The 20,715-nt window shown below is 53.0% G+C and carries 18 protein-coding genes; 16 read left to right on the top strand and 2 right to left on the bottom strand.

Translation table 11 applies throughout. The features are described 5' to 3' along the window. Positions 1 to 26 precede the first annotated feature (26 nt). Entirely contained in the window at positions 27 to 638 is a 612-nt protein-coding gene (locus FJM65_RS21500) for a hypothetical protein (RefSeq protein ID WP_239022867.1), read from the bottom strand. A 58-nt stretch (positions 639 to 696) separates the two neighbouring features. Beyond that, the gene (locus FJM65_RS07110) at positions 697 to 1,590 is read right to left on the bottom strand and encodes a class I SAM-dependent methyltransferase (RefSeq protein ID WP_140620819.1); all 894 of its coding nucleotides are present in this window, start codon (positions 1,588 to 1,590) and stop codon (positions 697 to 699) included. Positions 1,591 to 1,697: 107 nt separating this feature from the next. Here FJM65_RS07110 and dapF point away from each other — a divergent pair, with 107 nt between their 5' ends. From dapF to FJM65_RS07030, 16 genes are all read left to right on the top strand, one after another. Further along, positions 1,698 to 2,474, top strand: coding sequence for a diaminopimelate epimerase (gene dapF / locus FJM65_RS07105; protein WP_140620818.1), 777 nt, complete (start codon positions 1,698 to 1,700; stop codon positions 2,472 to 2,474). 377 nt (positions 2,475 to 2,851) lie between these two features. Continuing rightward, complete coding sequence (locus tag FJM65_RS07100; RefSeq protein WP_140620817.1) at positions 2,852 to 3,367, top strand: GNAT family N-acetyltransferase; 516 nt, start codon at positions 2,852 to 2,854, stop codon at positions 3,365 to 3,367. A gap of 393 nt (positions 3,368 to 3,760) precedes the next feature. Next, positions 3,761 to 4,012 (top strand): hypothetical protein, encoded by a 252-nt coding sequence (locus FJM65_RS07095; protein ID WP_140620816.1) that lies wholly within the window; start codon positions 3,761 to 3,763, stop codon positions 4,010 to 4,012. A gap of 270 nt (positions 4,013 to 4,282) precedes the next feature. Further along, positions 4,283 to 7,657 (top strand): preprotein translocase subunit SecA, encoded by a 3,375-nt coding sequence (gene secA, locus FJM65_RS07090; protein WP_140620815.1) that lies wholly within the window; start codon positions 4,283 to 4,285, stop codon positions 7,655 to 7,657. 123 nt (positions 7,658 to 7,780) lie between these two features. Beyond that, positions 7,781 to 8,452 carry a deoxyribose-phosphate aldolase gene (gene deoC / locus FJM65_RS07085; protein WP_140620814.1) on the top strand — a complete coding sequence of 224 codons (672 nt, stop codon included), beginning with the start codon at positions 7,781 to 7,783 and terminating at the stop codon, positions 8,450 to 8,452. Next, positions 8,436 to 8,951 carry a sporulation protein gene (locus FJM65_RS07080; RefSeq protein ID WP_181163662.1) on the top strand — a complete coding sequence of 172 codons (516 nt, stop codon included), beginning with the start codon at positions 8,436 to 8,438 and terminating at the stop codon, positions 8,949 to 8,951. The genes deoC and FJM65_RS07080 overlap by 17 nt, the downstream gene beginning before the upstream one ends. Before the next feature lie 159 nt (positions 8,952 to 9,110). Then, on the top strand, positions 9,111 to 10,301 hold the full coding sequence (locus FJM65_RS07075) for a M20 metallopeptidase family protein (protein ID WP_181163661.1): 1,191 nt from the start codon (positions 9,111 to 9,113) through the stop codon (positions 10,299 to 10,301). Positions 10,302 to 10,408: 107 nt separating this feature from the next. Continuing rightward, positions 10,409 to 11,203, top strand: coding sequence for a DUF2490 domain-containing protein (locus FJM65_RS07070; protein WP_181163660.1), 795 nt, complete (start codon positions 10,409 to 10,411; stop codon positions 11,201 to 11,203). A 153-nt stretch (positions 11,204 to 11,356) separates the two neighbouring features. Continuing rightward, positions 11,357 to 11,857: an Hsp20/alpha crystallin family protein gene (locus FJM65_RS07065; protein WP_140620812.1), complete on the top strand. Its 501-nt coding sequence runs from the start codon at positions 11,357 to 11,359 to the stop codon at positions 11,855 to 11,857. A 174-nt stretch (positions 11,858 to 12,031) separates the two neighbouring features. Next, a complete protein-coding gene (locus FJM65_RS07060) occupies positions 12,032 to 13,525 on the top strand; it encodes a Do family serine endopeptidase (protein WP_140620811.1) in 1,494 nt (497 codons plus the stop codon). 103 nt (positions 13,526 to 13,628) lie between these two features. Next, complete coding sequence (amaB, locus tag FJM65_RS07055; RefSeq protein ID WP_140620810.1) at positions 13,629 to 15,206, top strand: L-piperidine-6-carboxylate dehydrogenase; 1,578 nt, start codon at positions 13,629 to 13,631, stop codon at positions 15,204 to 15,206. A gap of 624 nt (positions 15,207 to 15,830) precedes the next feature. Beyond that, a complete protein-coding gene (locus tag FJM65_RS07050; RefSeq protein ID WP_140620809.1) occupies positions 15,831 to 16,388 on the top strand; it encodes an RNA polymerase sigma factor in 558 nt (185 codons plus the stop codon). A 34-nt stretch (positions 16,389 to 16,422) separates the two neighbouring features. Further along, positions 16,423 to 17,085: a hypothetical protein gene (locus tag FJM65_RS07045; protein ID WP_140620808.1), complete on the top strand. Its 663-nt coding sequence runs from the start codon at positions 16,423 to 16,425 to the stop codon at positions 17,083 to 17,085. Beyond that, positions 17,078 to 18,220, top strand: a complete 1,143-nt coding sequence (locus tag FJM65_RS07040) for a hypothetical protein (protein ID WP_140620807.1) — start codon at positions 17,078 to 17,080, stop codon at positions 18,218 to 18,220. The genes FJM65_RS07045 and FJM65_RS07040 overlap by 8 nt, the downstream gene beginning before the upstream one ends. Before the next feature lie 113 nt (positions 18,221 to 18,333). After that, a complete protein-coding gene (locus tag FJM65_RS07035; protein ID WP_140620806.1) occupies positions 18,334 to 18,759 on the top strand; it encodes a RidA family protein in 426 nt (141 codons plus the stop codon). 29 nt (positions 18,760 to 18,788) lie between these two features. Further along, positions 18,789 to 20,606 (top strand): MutS-related protein, encoded by a 1,818-nt coding sequence (locus tag FJM65_RS07030; protein WP_140620805.1) that lies wholly within the window; start codon positions 18,789 to 18,791, stop codon positions 20,604 to 20,606. Positions 20,607 to 20,715 lie beyond the last annotated feature (109 nt).

The raw sequence follows: 20,715 nt of genomic DNA, 5'->3' as shown, positions 1-20,715 counted from the left end.
ATTGATAATTGTTGTGGAATCATATTTTAGATTATATCCTGTGGGATATAGTTAGGTTCGCTAAAGTTACCAGACCATTTAATGCTGTCAGCGGAGTAAGGAAGATTTTGCTTTTTATGATTCAGCACAACTTCTTCTTCTTCAGTAATTCTGCGAATGTAAAATCGTTTAATCTTTCTCGATATAAATAGAGAGTCAATTAGTGTGCGAGCTTCTTTCATTTTAATTGAGTCTTGCAAGCTAGCCAAAACTACAGCTTGCCGATCATTTAAATTAGTAAGAGTGTCAGCAAAATAACTTTCTATTTCTCTATGCGTCAGCAGGACAAAATCTTGAGGAGAGAGAGCGATGAAATCAGGTTTCGTAAAATCTACACCTGTTCCACAAAATCGGAATATTTGTTTTTTCTTGTGCAGGTAAATCTGCTCCGAATCATTGTCAACTATAAAGTTATAATCACCATAAAAAAGAGGAAGCGGTGGTGGAGTGCTACTTCCTTTCCATTGCGCCTGAAAGGTAGAATCTATCTTGGAAACAATATAGGGTGGGGTTTGCTTCGCCTGTGTATAATCCGGCTCGCTACAAGCCATGCAACTCAACAACAAAGTTGTAAGAAGAAGTATGGAAGGAATTTTCATGAGCTTACCCAAAGTTGGACCTATAACAGTGTTTGCAAATTCTTGAATACTCTAAGTCTTACTTCCCCACCGAACTAAACCGAAAGAACGTCCCAAGTGGTAGCCTTCTGTCTCCACCGTCCAACAAGTACAACTCGCCCAGTTCCTCGTTTTTCACTCTGTCCCCAAACGTATCGCGCATCAGATTGTCGAGTACCATGGCCGAGAAACCCATGGAGTAGAGGTTGATGAGCAAGAAATAGTCAGTGCCATCGAGCATCTCGCGGCAGAGTTTGATCATCTCGTTCAGCTCGTTCTCCAACTGCCACTTCTCACCGTTTGGGCCGCGGCCGTAGCTGGGTGGGTCCAGGATGATGCCGTTATACTTGTTGCCCCGTTTTACTTCGCGGCGGGCATATTTCATGGCGTCTTCCACAATCCAGCGCACGTTGTTGAGGTTGCTGGCCTCCATGTTGTCGCGGGCCCAGAAGTTGACTTGTTTGATAGAGTCGAGGTGGGTGACGTCGGCGCCGGCGGCTTTAGCGGCCAGGGTGGCGGCACCGGTGTAGGCAAACATGTTCAGCACTTTCGGCTGCGGCGTCTTCAGCTTTTTGGTGGTGTCGTAGATAAACTTCCAGTTAGCGTCCTGCTCCGGAAACAAACCCACATGCTTAAATGATGACAAACCGAGGCGGAAACGTAGCTTCAGGTCGTTATACTTATAGTTGATGAACCACTGCTCCGGCATCCCTTTCTTCAGTTTCCACTGGCCCTTTTCCTGGCTGCCTTTGTCGCGGGTAAATACGGCATTGGCCATGCGCTGCCACTCCTGCTCGGGCAGGTGCTTGTCCCAAATGGCCTGAGGCTCAGGGCGCGCCACGTAGTACTGGCCAAACCGCTCCAGCTTCTCAAAATTTCCGGAATCCACCAACTCGTAATCGGCCCAGTTTTCTGTAGTTAAAAAGGAATACATATCTTTGTCGTTTATTTCTGGCGCAGTGGCCGGTTAGCGGTAAAATTACGCATTATCCGCCTAACCTTAAAAAGGCACGCAGCCGCCCATTTATTTGTTACAGCGATATGGCAATCAGCTTTTATAAATACCAGGGCACGGGCAACGACTTCGTGATGGTTGATAACCGCAAGCTTAATTTCCCGGCAGACGATGAAGCCTTGGTAAAGCACCTCTGCGACCGCCGCATGGGCATCGGTGCCGACGGGCTTATACTTCTGCAGGACCACCCGGATTACGACTTCGAGATGGTATACTTCAACGCCGACGGGCGCCTGGGCTCCATGTGCGGAAACGGTGCGCGCTGCACAGTCCGTTTTGCCAAGCAGCTGGGCGTGATAGAGGACGTGGCCTGCTTCCTGGCCGCCGACGGTGAGCACCAGGCAAGTATAGAGCGCGAGGAAATCCACCTGAAGATGAGCGATGTGCAGGGCGTGGAGAAGATAGAGGAGGATTACTACCTGAACACCGGCTCGCCGCACTATATCCGTTTTGTAGACGACGTGGAGAATTTGGATGTGTACGAAGAAGGCCGCGGCATCCGCTACAACGAGCGCTTTAAGGCTGTGGGCACCAACGTGAATTTTGTGCAGCGCCTTTCGGAAGACGAGATCTTCGTGCGCACCTACGAGCGCGGGGTGGAAGACGAAACTTTGTCGTGCGGAACCGGCGTAACGGCCGCAGCGCTGGTGGCAGGCATGAGAGGTATGGAGAGCCCGGTAAAAGTGAAAGTGCTGGGCGGCGAACTGCGGGTGTCTTTTGAAAGAAACCCGGACGGCAGCTTTAAGTATATCTACCTCATCGGCCCGGCCAGGCTGGTGTTTACCGGCAGCATCACCGTTTAAAGTAGAGGTTTTCAGCAATCGTAAATCATCCCCCTGCCCCCTTCAAAGGGGGGCACCCGACAAGTGTAATTTTTAATTACCATACATTAGCAGAAAAGTCCCCTTTTAAGGGAGGGCCGTAAGTTCTCTCTTTTTTGTCATCCTGAAAGGATCTTGTGAGCCAGTAGCAACAGCTTATCAAACTTTCTACCAAGTTTCTTTACAGAATGACAGTAATTATTGGGGCTATTTTTTAGAATGAAACGACCCTACCTTCAAAGGGGGCAGGGGGATGACAGCTCCAAGTGAACAACTATAAAACAAGACTTCCGGCAAGTATAAATTGTCGGAAGTCTTTTCTTTTTTGTAGCTTGATGCAAGTATAAAAGTATAAACCTGTGTTCCTGAAAGCAGATCAAACCTACCTACGCGCACTTGAGCCAACCGACCTGGATTTCCTGTACTCGCTGGAGAACGACACATCCGTGTGGCACGTGGGCAACACCCTTGCGCCCTACTCTAAGTTTGTGCTGGAGGCTTACCTGGAGAATGCCGCCCTCGATATCTACACCGTAAAGCAGCTGCGCCTGGTTATCTGCAACAGCAGCGATGAAGCCATCGGCGCCATCGATCTGTTCGATTTCGACCCGCTGCACCGACGTGCCGGTATAGGCATAGTCATACTTGCCGATCACCGCGGTAACGGCCACGCCCGAGAAGCCCTGCACCTGCTGCTCGACTACTGCCAAACTAAGCTGCAACTGCACCAGGTCTACTGCTCCGTTACCGCCTCTAACCTACCAAGTATAAATCTCTTCGCCCAGGCTGGTTTCACAAAGGTAGGCTTGCGGAAGGAGTGGCTGCGTACATTAGATGGCTGGGAAGACGTGGTGGAGTTTCAGAAGGTGTTTTAGGGGGGGTATTTTCGCTGCTGCTGTAGTTTGGAGGGATAGCTAGATCCAACCACCTCTGGCGCCTCCTTGATTTAAGAGGGGAGGCTGTAATTGCTTTAGCTGAAGTATAAGTTTTATGGCTGCGGGCATTATCAGCAAAAGTATGAACCCACCCCTGGCCCCTCCGAGGAGGGGAATTATACTTGTTCCATAGCCAGGATAATAGCTATCGAACCTTATCCCAGTTTTTCTGTGAGGCCCCTCCCCCCGGCAGGAAAAGCTCCCAGCGCCGAGCGGGAATTAGTTTACCCCGAAGCATTTTGGGGAGGCCTCGCGGGCTAGGAGCGAGCCAAGCATGAAATGAAACTGTAGCCTTTGTAAGACTTAGGATGAACGGAAGTTAGAAAGGATAGCTTGGCTCCAGTTGCGGGAAACCGTGGCTATACGAGGCACAAGCGGACGCTTGCGCCAGAAAAGGGCAGGAAGCGGCGGCTAAAGTATAAAGGCACCCTGAAAGCCTTCGGGGCGCCAGAGAAAACTGAGACGTATAGCCAAAGCACAAAGTATGACTTTTCAAGCCAGTTGAGTTGCAACCTCAACATCATGATAGGACACAAGTCTGAAGACTTACGCCAGGAGGGGAAAGTAGAACCTGAGGATCAGTAGCTAACAAGTATAACCAGGAAAGCGAAAGTATAACCTCCCTCCAAAACGAACTTCTGCCACTCTGCCACATGTTACCTATTATGGCATAGCCTATTAAACGCTGAAGTAATAAATAGTAAAACAGCTATACTTTGTCGGTAAATATGGCAGATGCGCCAGGCATTCCTTGTTCTGGTATTGTTTTAGTGCAGAACGTTAGAAATATCGGAAAAACAGCTATTTTTGACGATATTGCGAACAGAAGATTTCATTTAAGAACAGCCTATACAGATGTTTGATTTTTTCGGTAAAACCGTTGCGAAACTATTCGGCACCAAGTCCGACAGAGATATAAAGGAAGTACTGCCTTACGTATCTAAAGTAAATGAAGAATATGCCAAGCTAACCGCGCTTTCTGACGACGCGCTTCGTCAGAAGACCTATGAGATCAAAGGCATTATTGATGAGCGCCTGAAGCCAATTGATGAGAAGATCGCAGCGTTGCACCAGCGTATTGCCGATGAGCCGGAGCTGAACATTGTGCAGAAGGAGGCTATCTTCTCGGAGATTGACGAGCTGGAGAAGGAACGCAATAAAGAGCTGGAAGTAGTGCTGATGGAAGTGCTGCCGGTTGGTTTTGCCATTGTAAAAGAAACGGCCCGCCGCTGGAAAGAGAACGGGAAACTGGTGGTTACCGCTACCGACATGGACCGTGAGCTGGCGGCTCGCAAGCCTAACGTAAACATCGACGGCGATAAAGCTACCTGGGATAACAGGTGGGTGGCTGCCGGCAACGAAATTACCTGGGACATGCTGCATTACGATGTGCAGCTGATCGGTGGCATTGTGCTGCACCAGGGTAAGATTGCCGAGATGGCGACAGGTGAGGGTAAAACACTGGTAGCGACGCTGCCTGCTTACCTCAACGCCCTGGCCAAGCGCGGCGTGCACGTGGTAACGGTGAACGACTACCTGGCCCGCCGCGACTCTGAGTGGATGGCCCCGCTGTTCGAGTTCCACGGCCTCACCATCGACTGTATAGACAAGCACCAGCCTAACTCGGAGGCCCGCCGCAACGCCTACAAAGCTGACATCACGTACGGCACCAACAACGAGTTCGGTTTCGATTACCTCCGCGACAACATGGCCCGCGAGCCGAAAGACCTGGTACAGCGCAAGCACCATTACGCCATGGTCGATGAGGTGGACTCCGTGTTGATTGACGATGCCCGTACGCCGCTGATCATCTCTGGTCCGGTGCCGCGTGGCGACGAGCACGAGTTTTACCAGCTGAAGCCGCGTATCTCCATGCTGGTGGATGCGCAGCGCAAGGTAGTGCAGAACTTCCTGACGGAGGCCAAGCGCCTGATCAAGGAAGGCAATACGCAGGACGGCGGTCTGGCCCTGTTCCGCGCTTACCGTGGCCTTCCTAAAAGCAAGCCGCTGATTAAGTTCTTGAGCGAGACGGGCGTGCGTGCTATCATGCTGAAAACGGAGAACTTCTACCTGCAGGATAACTCTCGCCAAATGCCGGAGGCCGACGAGCCGCTATACTTCACCATCGACGAGAAGCACAACCAGATCGAGCTGACCGAAAAAGGCATCGACCTGATCACGGGCCAAGGCGAGGATCCGAACTTCTTCATCATGCCGGACATCGGCTCTGAGATCGCCGAGATCGAGAACAACAAGGAGCTGCCACACGAGGAGCAGCTGCACGCTAAAGAGAAGCTGATCGCCGATTTCCAGGAGAAGTCGAAGCGTATCCATACTATCAACCAGTTGCTGAAGGCTTATACTTTGTTTGAGAAGGACACAGAGTATATCGTGACGCCGGACCACAAAGTAAAGATCGTGGATGAGCAGACAGGCCGCGTGATGGAAGGTCGCCGCTACTCAGATGGCCTGCACCAGGCTATCGAGGCGAAGGAAAACGTGAAGGTAGAGGATGCCACGCAGACCTACGCCACCGTTACGCTGCAGAACTACTTCCGTATGTACCACAAGCTTTCCGGTATGACGGGTACTGCCGAAACAGAGGCAGGCGAGTTCTGGGACATCTATAAGCTGGATGTGGTGGTGATCCCGACCAACCGCCCGATCGCCAGAAAAGACGAGCACGACAAAGTATACAAAACCACCCGCGAGAAGTATAACGCCGTTGCCGACGAGATCGTGCAACTGACAGAGGCCGGCCGTCCAGTGCTGGTAGGTACCACTTCGGTGGAGATCTCCGAGCTCCTGAGCCGTATGCTGACGCTGCGCAAGATCAGGCACCAGGTACTCAACGCCAAGCTGCACCAGAAAGAAGCGGAAATTGTGGCCGAAGCCGGTAAGCCCGGTACGGTAACCATTGCCACGAACATGGCTGGCCGTGGTACCGACATTAAGCTTACGCCGGAGTCTAAGTCTGCAGGTGGCCTGGCCATTATTGGTACAGAGCGCCACGAGTCGCGCCGTGTGGACCGCCAGCTGCGTGGTCGTGCCGGCCGTCAGGGAGACCCGGGTTCTTCACAGTTCTTCGTTTCTTTGGACGATAACCTGATGCGCCTGTTCGGCTCTGACCGCATTGCCCGTCTGATGGACCGTATGGGCCTGGAGGAAGGCGAGGTGATCCAGCACTCGATGATCACGAACTCTATTGAGCGTGCCCAGAAGAAAGTGGAGGAGAACAACTTCGGGATGCGTAAGCGCCTGCTGGAGTATGACGACGTGATGAACGCACAGCGTGAAGTGGTGTACAAGCGCCGCAGAAACGCCCTGTACGGCGAGCGCCTGGAGCTGGATATCTGGAACATGATCTACGATATCAGCGAGGACGTGGTGGTGAGCTACAAAAACGTGAACGACTACGAGAACTTCCAGCTGCATATCCTGCGCGTGTTCGGCATCGAGTCGGCCATTACAGAGGAAGAGTTCCGTTCTACGCAGGCCAACCAGTTGGCAGAGCGCCTGTACAACGAAGCCCTGAACCACTACCTGGAGCGCAACAAGAAGATCGGAGAGCAGGCCTACCCAATCATCTCCGACATCCACGCCAACCGTGGGCCGATGATCGAGAACGTGGCTGTGCCGTTTACTGACGGCAAGCGCCAGCTGGCTGCCGTAGCCAACCTCACAAAGGCCTTCGAAACCAAAGGGCTGGAGCTGATCCGCTCTATGGAGAAGATCATCACGCTAGGCACTATCGACCAGGCCTGGACAGACCACCTGCGCCAGATGGACGACCTGAAGCAGAGCGTGCAGAATGCCGTATACGAGCAGAAAGACCCGCTGTTGATCTACAAGTTCGAGTCGTTTGAGCTGTTCAAGCGCATGATCGGAAAAGTGAACGAGCAGACAATTCAGTTCCTGTTCCACGCGTTTATACCTGTGCAGGCACCACAGCAGATGCAGCAGCCGATAAAGCCACCGATGGCCCCTAAGCCGCCGGTACTGAAGGAGCAGAAGCAGGAGGTGCACTCTTCGTTGGAGGATGAGACAGGCCATACGTCGGCGCCTGCCCAGGAACCGGAGAAGATCATGCCGGCCCACTCGCAGAAAGTGGCTGGCCGCAACGAGCGCGTAAGCGTGCAATATACAGACGGCCGTGTGCTGAAGGACGTGAAGTATAAAAGCGTAGAGGATGACCTGCACAACAACCGCTGCGTATTGATAGAAGACTAAAACAGAGTGCCGGCAGCGCTCAACTTGCTTGGGTGCTGCCGGCACTTATTCTTGAAATAACTTTAAAGGTGTTAGGTGTAAGAGAATCAATGATCTTACGTCTAACATCTTTTGTCTACAGATATGGCAGGAGAAGACATTGCCTCTTACATAGACCACACGCTGCTGCGCCCCGACGCGACAGCCGATCAGGTACAGCAGCTATGCGACGAGGCCCGCAACTATGGCTTCGCCGCGGTATGCGTGCCACCTTGCTACGTGCAGCAGGCCCGCGAAAGGCTGGGAGTGGGCACACAGGTAAAGGTAGCCACTGTCATAGGCTTTCCGCTGGGGTACCAGCACCACAAGGTGAAGTTCCTGGAAACGCACCAGGCCATAGAGGATGGCGCCAACGAGATCGATGTGGTGATGAACATCTCATACTTCAAGTCCGGCAAGTATAAGGAGGTGGAGAACGAGCTGAGTGACCTGGCCAAATTCTGCCACATGAAGGAAGCGGAACTCAAAGTGATCATCGAAACGGCCCTGCTGACCGACGAGGAAATCACGAAAGCGTGCAGCATTTGTACTAGCGCCGGCGCCGACTTCGTTAAAACATCCACAGGCTTTGCATCAGGCGGAGCCAAAGTAGAGCACATAAAGCTGATGCGCCGCATCCTTTCAAGCCGCATGAAGATAAAAGCCTCCGGCGGCATCCGGTCGGCGGCAGAGGCCGAAGCATTGATAAAGGCAGGGGCTGATAGGTTAGGCTGCTCGGCCAGCATTCAAATAGTAACACATGAACAGAATACTTAATTTATTATTGGCTTTGCTCGTGATGGCGGGCGTGTCTTGTACATCCTCCAAAGGCAGCGGCCGCGTGGGCAGCGAGGCAAAAGTAGGCTCCGGCAAAACAGAGAAGGCCATGGAAGACCTGAGCCCGTACCGGCCAACGTATGAGGTAGAGGAAACCGCTCCCGTAGCCTACGTAGAGCCGAAACTGCATAACAACAGGCAAGTGGCCGTGCTGATGGACACTGTGGCCAGCGTGAACAAGAACATCCGGTACGCGCAGGGCTACCGCATTCTGGCCTATAACGGCTCGCAGCGCCAAACCGTCATGGACCTGCGTAAAGCTATCATCACCAGGGTGCCCGACGTGCAGGACTACCTGACCTACCAGCAGCCAAACTTCCGCCTGTTGGTCGGCGATTTCTTTAACCGCGTGGAGGCACAGCAGGTGCTCAACCAGATCTCCGACCTTATCCCGAACGCGCAGATCGTGCAGGATAAGATCAACATCCGGAAGCAATAGCAATTGCAAGGCAAAAGCTTTAAAAGCGTTGCGGTGTAAGAGCTGCAACGCTTTTTATGTTTGATGTGATGCAGTATAATCGCTACCTTGTTTTACCGCCATGCTGCGCAGCCCTGCGCTGGTATAGCTATCGGAAGTACAGTTTTAACAAATGATACTATGTCGATATCCATAGATAGTATAAAACAACTTGCCCAGGCCTATGCACCCGAAACGGTGCAGGTGCGCCGCCACATCCACGCCAACCCGGAGCTATCGTTTGAGGAGCACAACACCGCCGCCTACGTAAAACAGGAGCTTGCAACGTATGGCATAGAGGCCGAAAGTATGGCTAACACTGGTTTGGTGGCACTGATAAAAGGAAAGAACCCGGAGAAGAAAACCATAGCGCTGCGAGCTGATCTGGATGCCCTGCCCATTGTGGAGGCAAACGAGGTGGCGTACAAATCAAAGAACGAGGGCGTGATGCACGCCTGCGGGCACGATGTGCACACGGCCTCGGTGCTGGGTACGGCGCGTATACTGCAGGAACTACGCAAGGAGTTTGAGGGGACGGTGAAGCTGGTGTTTCAGCCCGGCGAGGAGAAGTTTCCGGGAGGGGCCTCTCTGATGATAAAGGAGGGCGTGCTGCAGAACCCGGCGCCGGCAAGTATGATCGGCCAGCACGTGTTCCCGATGCTGCCTGCCGGTAAGGTAGGCTTCCGTTCGGGCATGTACATGGCTAGCGCCGATGAGATCTACATCACCGTGAAAGGCAAAGGCGGCCACGCGGCCATGCCCGAGATGAACATAGACCCGGTGCTGATCGCCTCTCACCTGATTGTGGCGCTGCAGCAGATCGTGAGCCGCCATGCCAGCCCAAAGGTGCCCACGGTGCTGTCGTTTGGCAAAGTAGAGGCAAAGGGTGCCACCAACGTCATACCTAACGAGGTGAAGCTGGAAGGCACCTTCCGGACCATGAACGAAGTATGGCGCAAGGAGGCGCACCAGAAAATAAAGCAACTGGCCGAGGGCCTCTGCGCAAGTATGGGCGGCAGCTGCGACATCGATATTAAGTTCGGCTATCCTTTCCTGCAAAACGACCCTGCGGTGACAAGTATAGCCCGCAAGGCCGCAGAGGCCTACTTAGGGACCGAGAATGTGGTGGACCTGGACCTGTGGATGGGAGCCGAGGACTTTGCCTACTACACCCAGCAGGTGCCAGCCTGTTTCTACCGCCTCGGTACCCGGAACGAGGAGCGCGGCATTACCTCCGGCGTGCATACCCCAACGTTTGATATTGATGAAGCCGCCCTGGAGACAGGCATTGGTTTAATGGCGTGGGTGGCGCTGCAGGAGCTGGAGGGATAGGTCCGGTTAAAGAATCCTGGCCATAGACTGATCCACCCCTGCCCCTCCCAAGGGTAATGATTGGTAAATAGGGGATGAGCATTCCTTCAAACAGAAACGCAACAACTATGAAAAAACTATACGTTATACTACTGCTACTTCTGCCAGCGCTGGCGCAGGCGCAGAGCAAGGTTACCGCGCCAACCTCCGTTTGGCCGGAGCTGCAGGTGAGCCTTGGCGTGGGCGAGGAGGGGCAGGTGTTCTTTCGCAACGGCTACCGCATCAACACTGACAGTGACTTTAACGACCTGAAAGACTCCGGCCTGCTGAGCAGCTTTGAGCGGATAGAGTTGAGCGTAGGGTATGAGCATGTGCTGTCGGAGCACTGGCGCGGCGGAGCCCTGCTGCGCTATGCCATCGAGGACTATCCCAAAACAATGTTTTACACGCTGTTTCTGCGCCACAACGGCCAGGTGAAAGGCTTATACTTTAACAAGCAGCTGCTATTCGAGTATGTAGACCAGGAAAGCATGGATGCCTTTGGGCGCTTCAGGCTTTCGGCGGAGCTGGGCAAGCGCCTGCCGCTGGGAAGCAGGTTCATCACCCCAAGTATAAACTATGAGGCCATGCTCCGCTCCAATCTGGGCAAGGCGTATGAGGGCCGCGCCCAAGAGCGCACCATTGACCGTACCCGCCTGCGCCTGGGCCTGAACTATGAGCTGACGGAGAAGCTGCGCATCAATCCATACTTTATGCGCCAGACCGATTACTATTATGTAGAGATACCGCCTATATATGACGATCAGGGGCAACTGCAGCAGGATGGCTACAGAACCAAGCGCAACCGCATAACACCGGTGGTGGGGCTGGAGCTGAAATATGCCTTTGGCCGTGCACCAGAAACTGCCAGTATTACCTATTAAGTATGCCTTAACTGTAAAACAGTCAGCCTATTGCCTTTTTGAATGCTTTGTTTAATGACATTATTTCATGTTTTTACATGATGATTCTGTTGGTATGGTTTTTACGATACTGTGTTTGTGAATCAAGAACAGCAATTAAAAAGGAGGTATAAAATGGCACTTACAAGATACAACGGCATGAACGAAAACATGCCCAACACATTTAGCGCAATGCTGGACAGGTTCTTTAACGAGTCTGTAAACTCCAAGAATATTTCCGGCTTTACCCCGCACGTAGACGCCTGCGAGACAGAGCGCGGCTTTGAGATAGAGGCGGCGTTGCCAGGCGTGAAGAAGGAGGATATTTCCATTGATTTTCAGGAAGGAAGGCTGACCATAACCGGTGAGCGCAAGCTGGAGAAGAAGGAGGAGAACCGCCGCTACCACATGCTGGAAACGCAATACGGCTCGTTTAGCAGAACCTTTTACCTGCCCGACAACGTGAACCCAGACAAAATTACAGCCGAGTTCAAAGACGGTATCCTGCTGGTTAGCATCCCGAAAGACGAGAAAAAGGTGATGAAGCGCCAGATCAGCATCGCGTCCGGGGCAGAAACAGAAGGCAAGAAAAAAGAAAAAGAACTTGCCGGAAGCAGCAGCGCCAAAAAAGCGTAAATAAAAGCATTAGCAAAAAGAGGCCAACGAATTTGGCCTCTTTTTTGTTTATTAGAAGAGGGTAAACCAAATATCTGACGGTTATCCATATACTATCGTATACAATTTTAGCGTTTACCTTATAGAATATAGTAAAACAACAATATAGAATATCTAGTAAAGTAAAATTATCTTATGAAGACGAAACAGTTTATACTTGGCGTTGCGCTCTCGGCCGTAGTTGGCGGTGGTGTGGCTGTGGGTAGTTACAAATTGCTGGAGGATGAAAACAATGTGGTGCAGCAAGAGCAGCAGTATCCTTCGGTGCGCTATACCAGCGACATGCGCAGCAGCAACACCGTAGTGCCGGAGGGCCTGAACTTTATCAAAGCTGCCCAGGTGTCTACGCCGGCAGTGGTGCACGTGATGACGGAGTACAGCGTACGCTCCTCCGACCGCTACAGCAGCCCGATGGACCCTTTCCTGCGTGAGTTCTTTGGCGATGGCTTCGGGCAGAACGTGCCGCGCGGCCCGCAGATGGCCTCCGGCTCAGGCGTGATCATTGCTTCCAACGGCTACATTGTAACCAACAACCACGTAATCGACAAAGCAGATAAGATTGAGGTAGTGCTGGACGACAAGCGTAAGTTTGAAGCCACCTTGGTAGGCACCGACCCAACCACTGACATTGCCCTGCTAAAAGTGAATGCTGATAAGCTCCCTACCATCCGCTACGGAAACTCTGATGACCTGCAGATTGGCGAGTGGGTGCTGGCCGTGGGTAACCCCATGAACTTGACCTCTACAGTTACTGCCGGTATTGTGAGCGCTAAAGGCCGTAACATTAACATCCTGCGCACCAGCGCCAACCGCGACATGAGCATTGAGTCGTTTATCCAGACCGATGCGGCAGTGAACCCTGGTAACTCCGGTGGCGCCTTGGTTAACCTGAACGGCGATCTGGTGGGCATCAACACGGCCATTGCCTCCCAAACAGGCCAGTTTGCCGGCTATTCTTTTGCCGTGCCGTCAGCTATTGTAAGCAAAGTGGTGGACGACCTGCTGAAGTATGGGGAGGTGCAGCGCGCCTTGCTTGGTGCCACCATCCAGGAGATTGACGCTACGTTTGCCAAAGAGAAAGGCCTGAAAACATTGGACGGCGTGTATGTGGCCGGTGTGGAAGAAGGCAGTGGCGCGAAAGAGGCTGGTCTGGAGGCCGGCGACGTGATTACTTCTGTGAATGGCGTGAACGTGGGCAAATCGTCGCAGTTGCTGGAGCAGATTGCCCGCTACCGCCCTGGCGACAAGGTGAAGGTGGCGTACATACGCGACGGCAAGAACAAGTCGGCCAACGTAACGCTGAAAAACATGGACAACAGCACAGAGCTGGTGAAGCGTAGCAATGCCAAGGCCATCACGTTTGACGGAGCCAGCTTTGAGCCTGTAACGCGCCAGGAAATGAACAAGCTGGGAATAGACGGTGGCGCCAAGATCTCCGGCGTGCGCGACAGCAAGTTCCGCGATACAGGTATGAAAGACGGCTTTATCATCACCCGCATCGATAAGTATGAAGTGCATGAGCCAGCCGACGTAGAGAAACACCTGAAGAACTTTGAGGGCGGCGTTGTGTACATCGAGGGCATCTATCCGGACGGCCTGAAAGCATACTACCCTATCGGAAAAGGGTAATAAGTACGAACACATAAACAGAAAGCTTCTGCAGCCTTGCAGAAGCTTTTTTATTTTTTAGCTTTGTGTAAGAGCGATTTAAAAACATTAAGAAGATAAAACCATGAAGCAAACCGTTGACGAGTTGCCGCTGAACAAAGAACTGACTGATGTGCTGCATCAGCTTGGAATAAAGCAAGTGAATCCTGCCTACAGCACCGGCCTTGCCTGGGGCGGCCAGGAAGGGCGTAAAGCCCGTACCGTTACCTCGCCGGCAGACGGGGCTACCATTGCCACTGTAAACATGGCCAGCGCCGAGGACTACGACAAAGTAGTGACCACAGCGCAGGAGGCTTTTAAAGTATGGCGCAAGGTGCCTGCCCCGAAGCGCGGCGAAATTGTGCGCCAGATCGGCGATAAGCTGCGCGAGCACAAAGAGGCGCTGGGCAAACTGGTGAGCTACGAAATGGGCAAGATTTACCAGGAGGGCCTGGGCGAAGTGCAGGAAATGATCGACATCTGCGACTTTGCCGTGGGCCTGTCGCGCCAGCTGCACGGCTTTACCATGCACTCGGAGCGCCCGCAGCACCGTATGTACGAGCAGTACCACCCGCTGGGCATCGTTGGCGTTATCTCGGCCTTTAACTTTCCGGTGGCTGTTTGGAGCTGGAATGCCATGCTGGCTGCCGTTTGCGGCGACGTGATCATCTGGAAACCTTCTGAGAAAACACCGCTGACCGGTGTGGCCTGTCAGCACATCATCCGGGAGGTGCTGGCCGAGAACGAGCTGCCGGAGGGTATTTTCAACCTGATCATCGGGGATGCGGAAATTGGCAGCCTGATGAGCCACGACAAGCGTGTGCCGCTGGTTTCTGCCACAGGCTCTACGCGTATGGGCAAAAAGGTAGGCGAGGCCGTGGGCGCCCGTTTAGGGAAATCCCTGCTGGAACTGGGCGGCAACAACGCCATCATACTTACCGAGAGCGCCGACATGGAAATGGCCCTGCGCGCGATTGTGTTTGGCGCAGTAGGTACCTGCGGGCAGCGCTGTACTTCTACCCGCCGCCTCATCATCCACGAGAACATCTATGAGCAGGTAAAGGAGCGCCTGCTGAAAGTATACCCGAACCTGCCGATCGGCCATCCGCTGGACGCCACTACGCTTGTTGGCCCGCTGATTGACAAAGACGCCGTAAATGCTTTTACGAACGCCCTGGAGAAGGTGCAGCAGGAGGGAGGCAAGCTGCTGACAGGCGGCGAAGTACTGAGCGGCGACGGCTACGAAACCGGAACCTACGTGAAGCCAGCCGTTGTAGAGGCCGAAAACCATTACGAGATGGTGCAGGAGGAGACTTTCGCGCCAATCCTGTACCTGATCAAGTATAGCGGTGATGTGGAGAATGCCATTGAGCTGCAGAATGGCGTGCGCCAGGGCTTGTCTTCGGCTATCTTCTCTACCAACCTGCTGGAGACCGAGGCCTTCCTGGGGCACTGGGGCTCTGACTGCGGTATTGCCAACGTGAACATCGGTACGTCCGGTGCCGAGATTGGCGGTGCCTTTGGCGGTGAGAAAGAGACAGGCGGTGGCCGCGAGTCCGGTTCGGATGCCTGGAGAGTATACATGCGCCGCCAGACCAACACCATCAACTACAGCCGCGAGCTGCCACTGGCGCAAGGCATCAAGTTCGACATCATGGACTAACAGCTCAGACCTCACAGTGTCTTCCAGGCTTGTGAGTGTCTTACTAGCTACAAAGTATAAAGCGCCGGCTCTACCACAGAGCCGGCGCTTTTTTATAGTACCTGTGCATAAAGTATACATGTGTCAGCCAACCTCAGGGTTATACATTAGTTTCCCTTTTTTGCTCATGAGGCCCCACGGTTTCTACAGTTCTTCCCCATACTTGTGTTCCGCCGCAGTTCCGTTGCCCCTGCCCATACTTTAGATTTTGCTCAGGAATCAAAGTATAAACCACACTTATCCACAAATGTGCATAACCTGTATGTGGATATGTGGAAAAGCTATGTTTATACCTCACTGCCAGCTGTGGGTAAGGCAGCATCAGAGGCAACCATTTCCTGTGTTATCGCATCTTGTAAAGTATAACATCAAGAAGATGAAGAAGATAGGATGTTGCAACTTTTTCCACACAGGTATGTGGATAGTGTGGATAAGGTATAGGAACGAAAATCTTCAGGAAAAATTTTAGCGTTGCGTGCAACTTCGGGTAAACGGCTGTGTCTTTAGTGCAGAGAATGAAATAAGAGGCGCATGAAAGTTTAATACGCTGAGAGAGCGCGACGAAACCGGTTAAGCAGTAAGACTTTGGAAAAAATTGGCTACCAGGATGTGAATCAGGAGGTGGTGCAACGCTGCAAGGGCGGCGACCATCGGGCGCAGTATGAGCTGTATAAGCTTTACGCCAAAGCCATGTTTAACGTGAGCATGCGCATCACCAACGATTATGCCGAGGCCGAAGATGTGCTACAGGAGGCTTTTGTAAGCGCTTTTAAAAACCTGCACAGCTATAAGGGCGAGGCAAGCTTTGGCAGTTGGCTGAAGAAGATTGTGATTAACGCGGCCATTAACGCTGTGCGCAAGCGCCGCTCCGAGTTGGTGCCGATGGATGAGCGCACCGTGGCCAATGTGCCCGACGAGGTAACCGAGGACGATGCGGAGTGGCAGGTGGAGCAGGTGCGGCGCGCCATCCAGATGCTGCCCGACGGCTACCGCGTGGTGCTGAGCTTATACTTACTGGAAGGCTACGACCACGCCGAAATAGGAGAGGTGCTGGGCATTTCGGAGTCTACCTCTAAGTCGCAGTACAGCAGGGCGCGCAAAAAATTGCTGGAGATATTAAAAGAGCCGCAGTTTGTGGCCTGAAAGTATAAAACAGAAAGTATGAAGGAGCTTTACCATGAAAGATAGGTTAGAAAAATTTGTTCAGGATAACCGCGAGGAGTTCGATGTGTTCGAGCCCCGAACGGAGCTGTGGCAGCAGATATGCCAGGAACTGCCTCAAAAATCACCCGAAAAGGAGGCCAAGGTTATCAAGGTGAGCTTTGGCGACCGCGCCAGCTTCAGCGCCGACTACTTCTTTATGCGTGTGGCGGCGGCCATAGTGCTGCTGGTGGGCTGCGGCCTTACCCTCTTCCTGATGAAGCAGCAGACGCTTGATACCGCCGGCACGCTGGCAGCCAACCAAAGCATCACGACAGAGGCACCCGAAGGCATAGAGGCGGTGGCACCCGAGCTGCCGGAGATTGAGGCCTACTACGCCAGCCAGATAGAGGAAAAGAAAACGGAACTGAGCGAGTATGACCTGAAGGTGCTGGGCCTGGACGAGCATCAGCTGGTGGACAAGGAACTGGCCGACCTGGACAGCAGCTATGCAGCGCTTAAAAAGCAGCTGTACACCGCACCCAACACCGATGAGATTATAGATGCCATGGTACAAAACCTGTGGCTGCGCACAAAAGTCTTAAACCGCCAACTGGAGATACTTCAGCGGCTACAGCAAAATCAACAAGAAAAAGAACCTACCCAAGAACCACAAAACGATGATACCACAAATGTATAACTCTCTACGCCTTATGCTGGTGCTGATGCTGGCACCAATGCTGGCCATGGCACAGGCCAAAGACGAAACCACGTGCCCGGACGTTAAAATCGACCTTTCGGGGCTGCGCGTGCTGGACGAACTCGACCTGGAAAGTATGGCCGACCTGAAACAGCTGAAACAGCTGGCCGTGCTGGAAAGTATGCCCGACCTGGCCGGGTTGAAGGACCTGGCAACTATCGGGAAAGCCGGAAACTTTAGCGCAACCGCCGCCGCCTTTGATGCCGAAAAGCGCAAGACCATCAACAAGTCCTTTAAAGTAAGCGCAAAGGATGCCCTGCGGATAGAAAACCAATGGGGAAAGGTGCACGTGAACACTTGGGATAAGAAGGAAATCCAGGTAACAATAGAGGTGATTGCCCGCGCCAGCTCCGATGCAAAAGCCCAGGAAATGTTAAACAGGGTGAAGATACAGGAGAGCCGCGAGGGCAGCACCTACACCTTCCGCACTCAAAAAGAGTCGATGCGCATGAACGGTAACAAGAGCCTGGAAGTGAATTACACCATCAATATGCCCGCTGAGAACGCCATTGCTGTAAAGAACAGGTTTGGCGATGTATACCTGGCCTCTATGAAAGGCAAAGCGGACATAGACTTGCAGTATGGCTCTCTGAAGTGCGACCGGCTGGCCAACACGGCAAACACGCTTAAGATTACTTACGGGGCAGGCAATTGCGGATACATTGGCGGTGGCAACATCAGCGTGGCTTATACCGAGATGAAAGTGGGCGGTGCCGGCGGCCTGCAGGGCTCCTCCAAGTTCAGCGACTTTAGCCTGGGCGGCCTGGAAGATGCCATGGAGATGGACGTGCAATATGGCTCGTTCCGGGTAGACAACATCAGCAAAAGCGTTCAGAAAATATCGCTGGATGGAGGCTTTACGCCGCTCTACCTCAACTTTGCCGACAACACTAACTTCAACTTCGACGTGAATGTAAGCTTTGGTAACTTTAATGTAGATAAGTCGTTGGTTACTATAACATCCCTCGAAAGAGACCATACGTCAGCCGAATACAAAGGCAAGTTTGGCAACGCTTCCTCAAAGGCGGTGGTAAGCATCAACTCAAAGTATGGCGATGTAAAGTTTACGAAATAGATCGATCTTGTTAAAGACAGTTTGTTTAAGGTGAAGGAAAAGCTGGCAGTGCCGGCTTTTCCTGTTTTTAGCCGTACCAGATTATCCCTCTTTATTTATATGTATATTTGGCTATGGCAAAAGAGAAAGAACTACTAAACTCGGATAAGGCGCCGGAGCCGGTGGGGCTGTACCCGCATGCGCGGCGCGTGGGCAATTTGCTGTTTCTGTCGGGGGTGGGGCCACGCGAGCGCGGGACTAAGCAGATACCAGGCGTGGAGCTGGACGAGCAGGGCAACATCCTGCGCTACGACATAGAAGCACAGTGCCACTCGGTCTTCCGGAACGTGCGGGCTATCCTGGACGCTGCCGGCTCCAGTTGGGACAGCCTGGTGGATGTAACCGTGTTCCTGACGAACATGAAAGACGATTTTGCCACCTACAACCGCCTCTACGCCGAGTACTTTAAAGATAATCAGCCCTGCCGCACCACCGTGGAGGTAAACAGCCTGCCCACGCCCATTGCCATTGAGCTGAAGTGCATCGCTATGGTTGATTAGCAAGTATAAGTAGCGGAAAATAAGATACTGTGAGCGAAAGCAGAGAAAGTTTATACTTGGGCAGGGCGTCGGCCTTTGCCGGGCAGGAGAAGAAAGCCGCCTCCACTTCCAGCGCCGTTTCGTGGCTGCGGGTGGCGGTGTTTGTGGCTGGCGCAGCGTTGGCCTACTACTTCTTTAAAAGCGACAACCATACTGCCGGTGCGCTGGCCATACTTGGTTTTTATCTACTCTTTGTGCTGGTGATGCGCTGGCACAGCCGCCTGAACTTTAGGTACCAGCAGCTGCGCCTGCTGCGGCAGGTAAACGAGCAGGAGGTGGAGCGGCTGCAAGGCAAGCTAAAGAACTTTGATGCCGGCCAGGAGTTTGTGGATGACCATCATGCCTATACTTCCGACCTCGACATTTTTGGGCATAACTCGCTGTTCCAGCTGCTTAACCGCTCCGTTACCAGCATCGGCAAGTATAAGCTGGCTGCGTGGCTGCGCAAGGCCGCAGCGCCGCAAGAGGTGCTGAAGCGGCAGGAGGCTGCGGCAGAGCTGGCATCAGACAAAAACCTGGACTGGCTGCAAGAGCTGCTGGCGCTGCCCATGCACTACAAGCACGATGCAGAATCGGCGGCGGGGTTTATAGACTGGTTCAGGGATAAAGCTTTTTTCCGGCAGCATGGCTGGCTAAAACCGCTGCTGTTTATACTTCCCATACTTACACTGGCGGCCATTGCGGCTTGGTTCTACGGCTTTAGCGGTTGGGTGGCAGTCGGCTTTCTTGTGATCCAGTTCCTGCTGGCCTACAAGTTCCGGGTGGAGCGCGACGAGTACTACGAGAAAAGCATTGGCATTTATGAGGCCATGCGCAGCTATACCAAGCAGCTAGAGCACCTGGAGGAGCATCAGTTCAGTTCGCCCAGGCTACAGGCGCTGCAGCACGAGCTCACGAAATCCGGCACCCGGTCTTCGGTAAGTATAAACAAGCTTGCCAACATCATCGATTTCTTTTCCTGGCGCCTTAGCACGCTTATGGCTTTTTTCCTGAACAATGTGCTGTTGTGGGATTTTGTGTGGATGTATAGACTGGAAAGCTGGAAAGAGCAGCACCTGCAGCAGCTGGAGCATAGCCTGGAGACGTTGGCGGAGTTTGAGGCGCTGGCCAGTATTGCGGCCTTTCAGCACGCGCACCCGCACTTTGCCGTGCCGCAGCTTAGCCAAACGCCTTTCCTGTACCAGGCTTCTGCATTGGCGCACCCGCTCATCTTCTCGGTTAAACCTGTCGCCAACGATTTCGGAATGCAGGGCATTGGCCATACCATCGTCATCACGGGGTCTAATATGTCGGGGAAGACTACTTTTCTGCGCACGGTAGGTATAAATATGGTGTTGGCGCTGATGGGGGCCCCAGTTTGTGCCAAAAGTATGACCGTGGCACCCGCGCAAGTATACACCGCCATGCGCACCGCCGATAACCTGGCCGAGAACACGTCCTCATTCTACGCCGAGCTGAAGCGCCTGCGTGTGCTACTGGAGCTGACGGAACAGGGAAACCAACCGGTCTTCTACCTCCTCGACGAGATTCTGAAAGGCACCAACTCCCGCGACCGCCACCTCGGGGCCATGTCGCTGATACGGCAGCTGCACAAGCGCAACGCCTCCGGCCTCATCTCCACCCATGACCTGGAGCTGGGCGCCATGGAACAGGAACTGCAGGGCAGCGTAGAGAACTACAGCTTCAACAGCGACATTATCGGCAACGAGATAAACTTTGATTATAAGCTTACTCCCGGCCTTTGCCGCAGCTTTAACGCCAGCAAACTCATGCAGCTGATGGGCATTGAGATAAAGGAGGAAGCCTGATTTTTTGCCAAAGGACAAAAGCCTGTACTGCAAATTCCCCTCTCGGGAGGGGCAGGGGTGGGTTTATCTCCTTCAGAATTTATACTTTAACACAAAAGCTAAAATAGAA

This window comes from Pontibacter mangrovi (assembly GCF_006385705.1).
Lineage (GTDB): Bacteria > Bacteroidota > Bacteroidia > Cytophagales > Hymenobacteraceae > Pontibacter > Pontibacter mangrovi.
The sequence above is the reverse complement of the archived record's forward strand: the minus strand, read 5'-3'. Positions and strand labels throughout refer to the sequence as shown.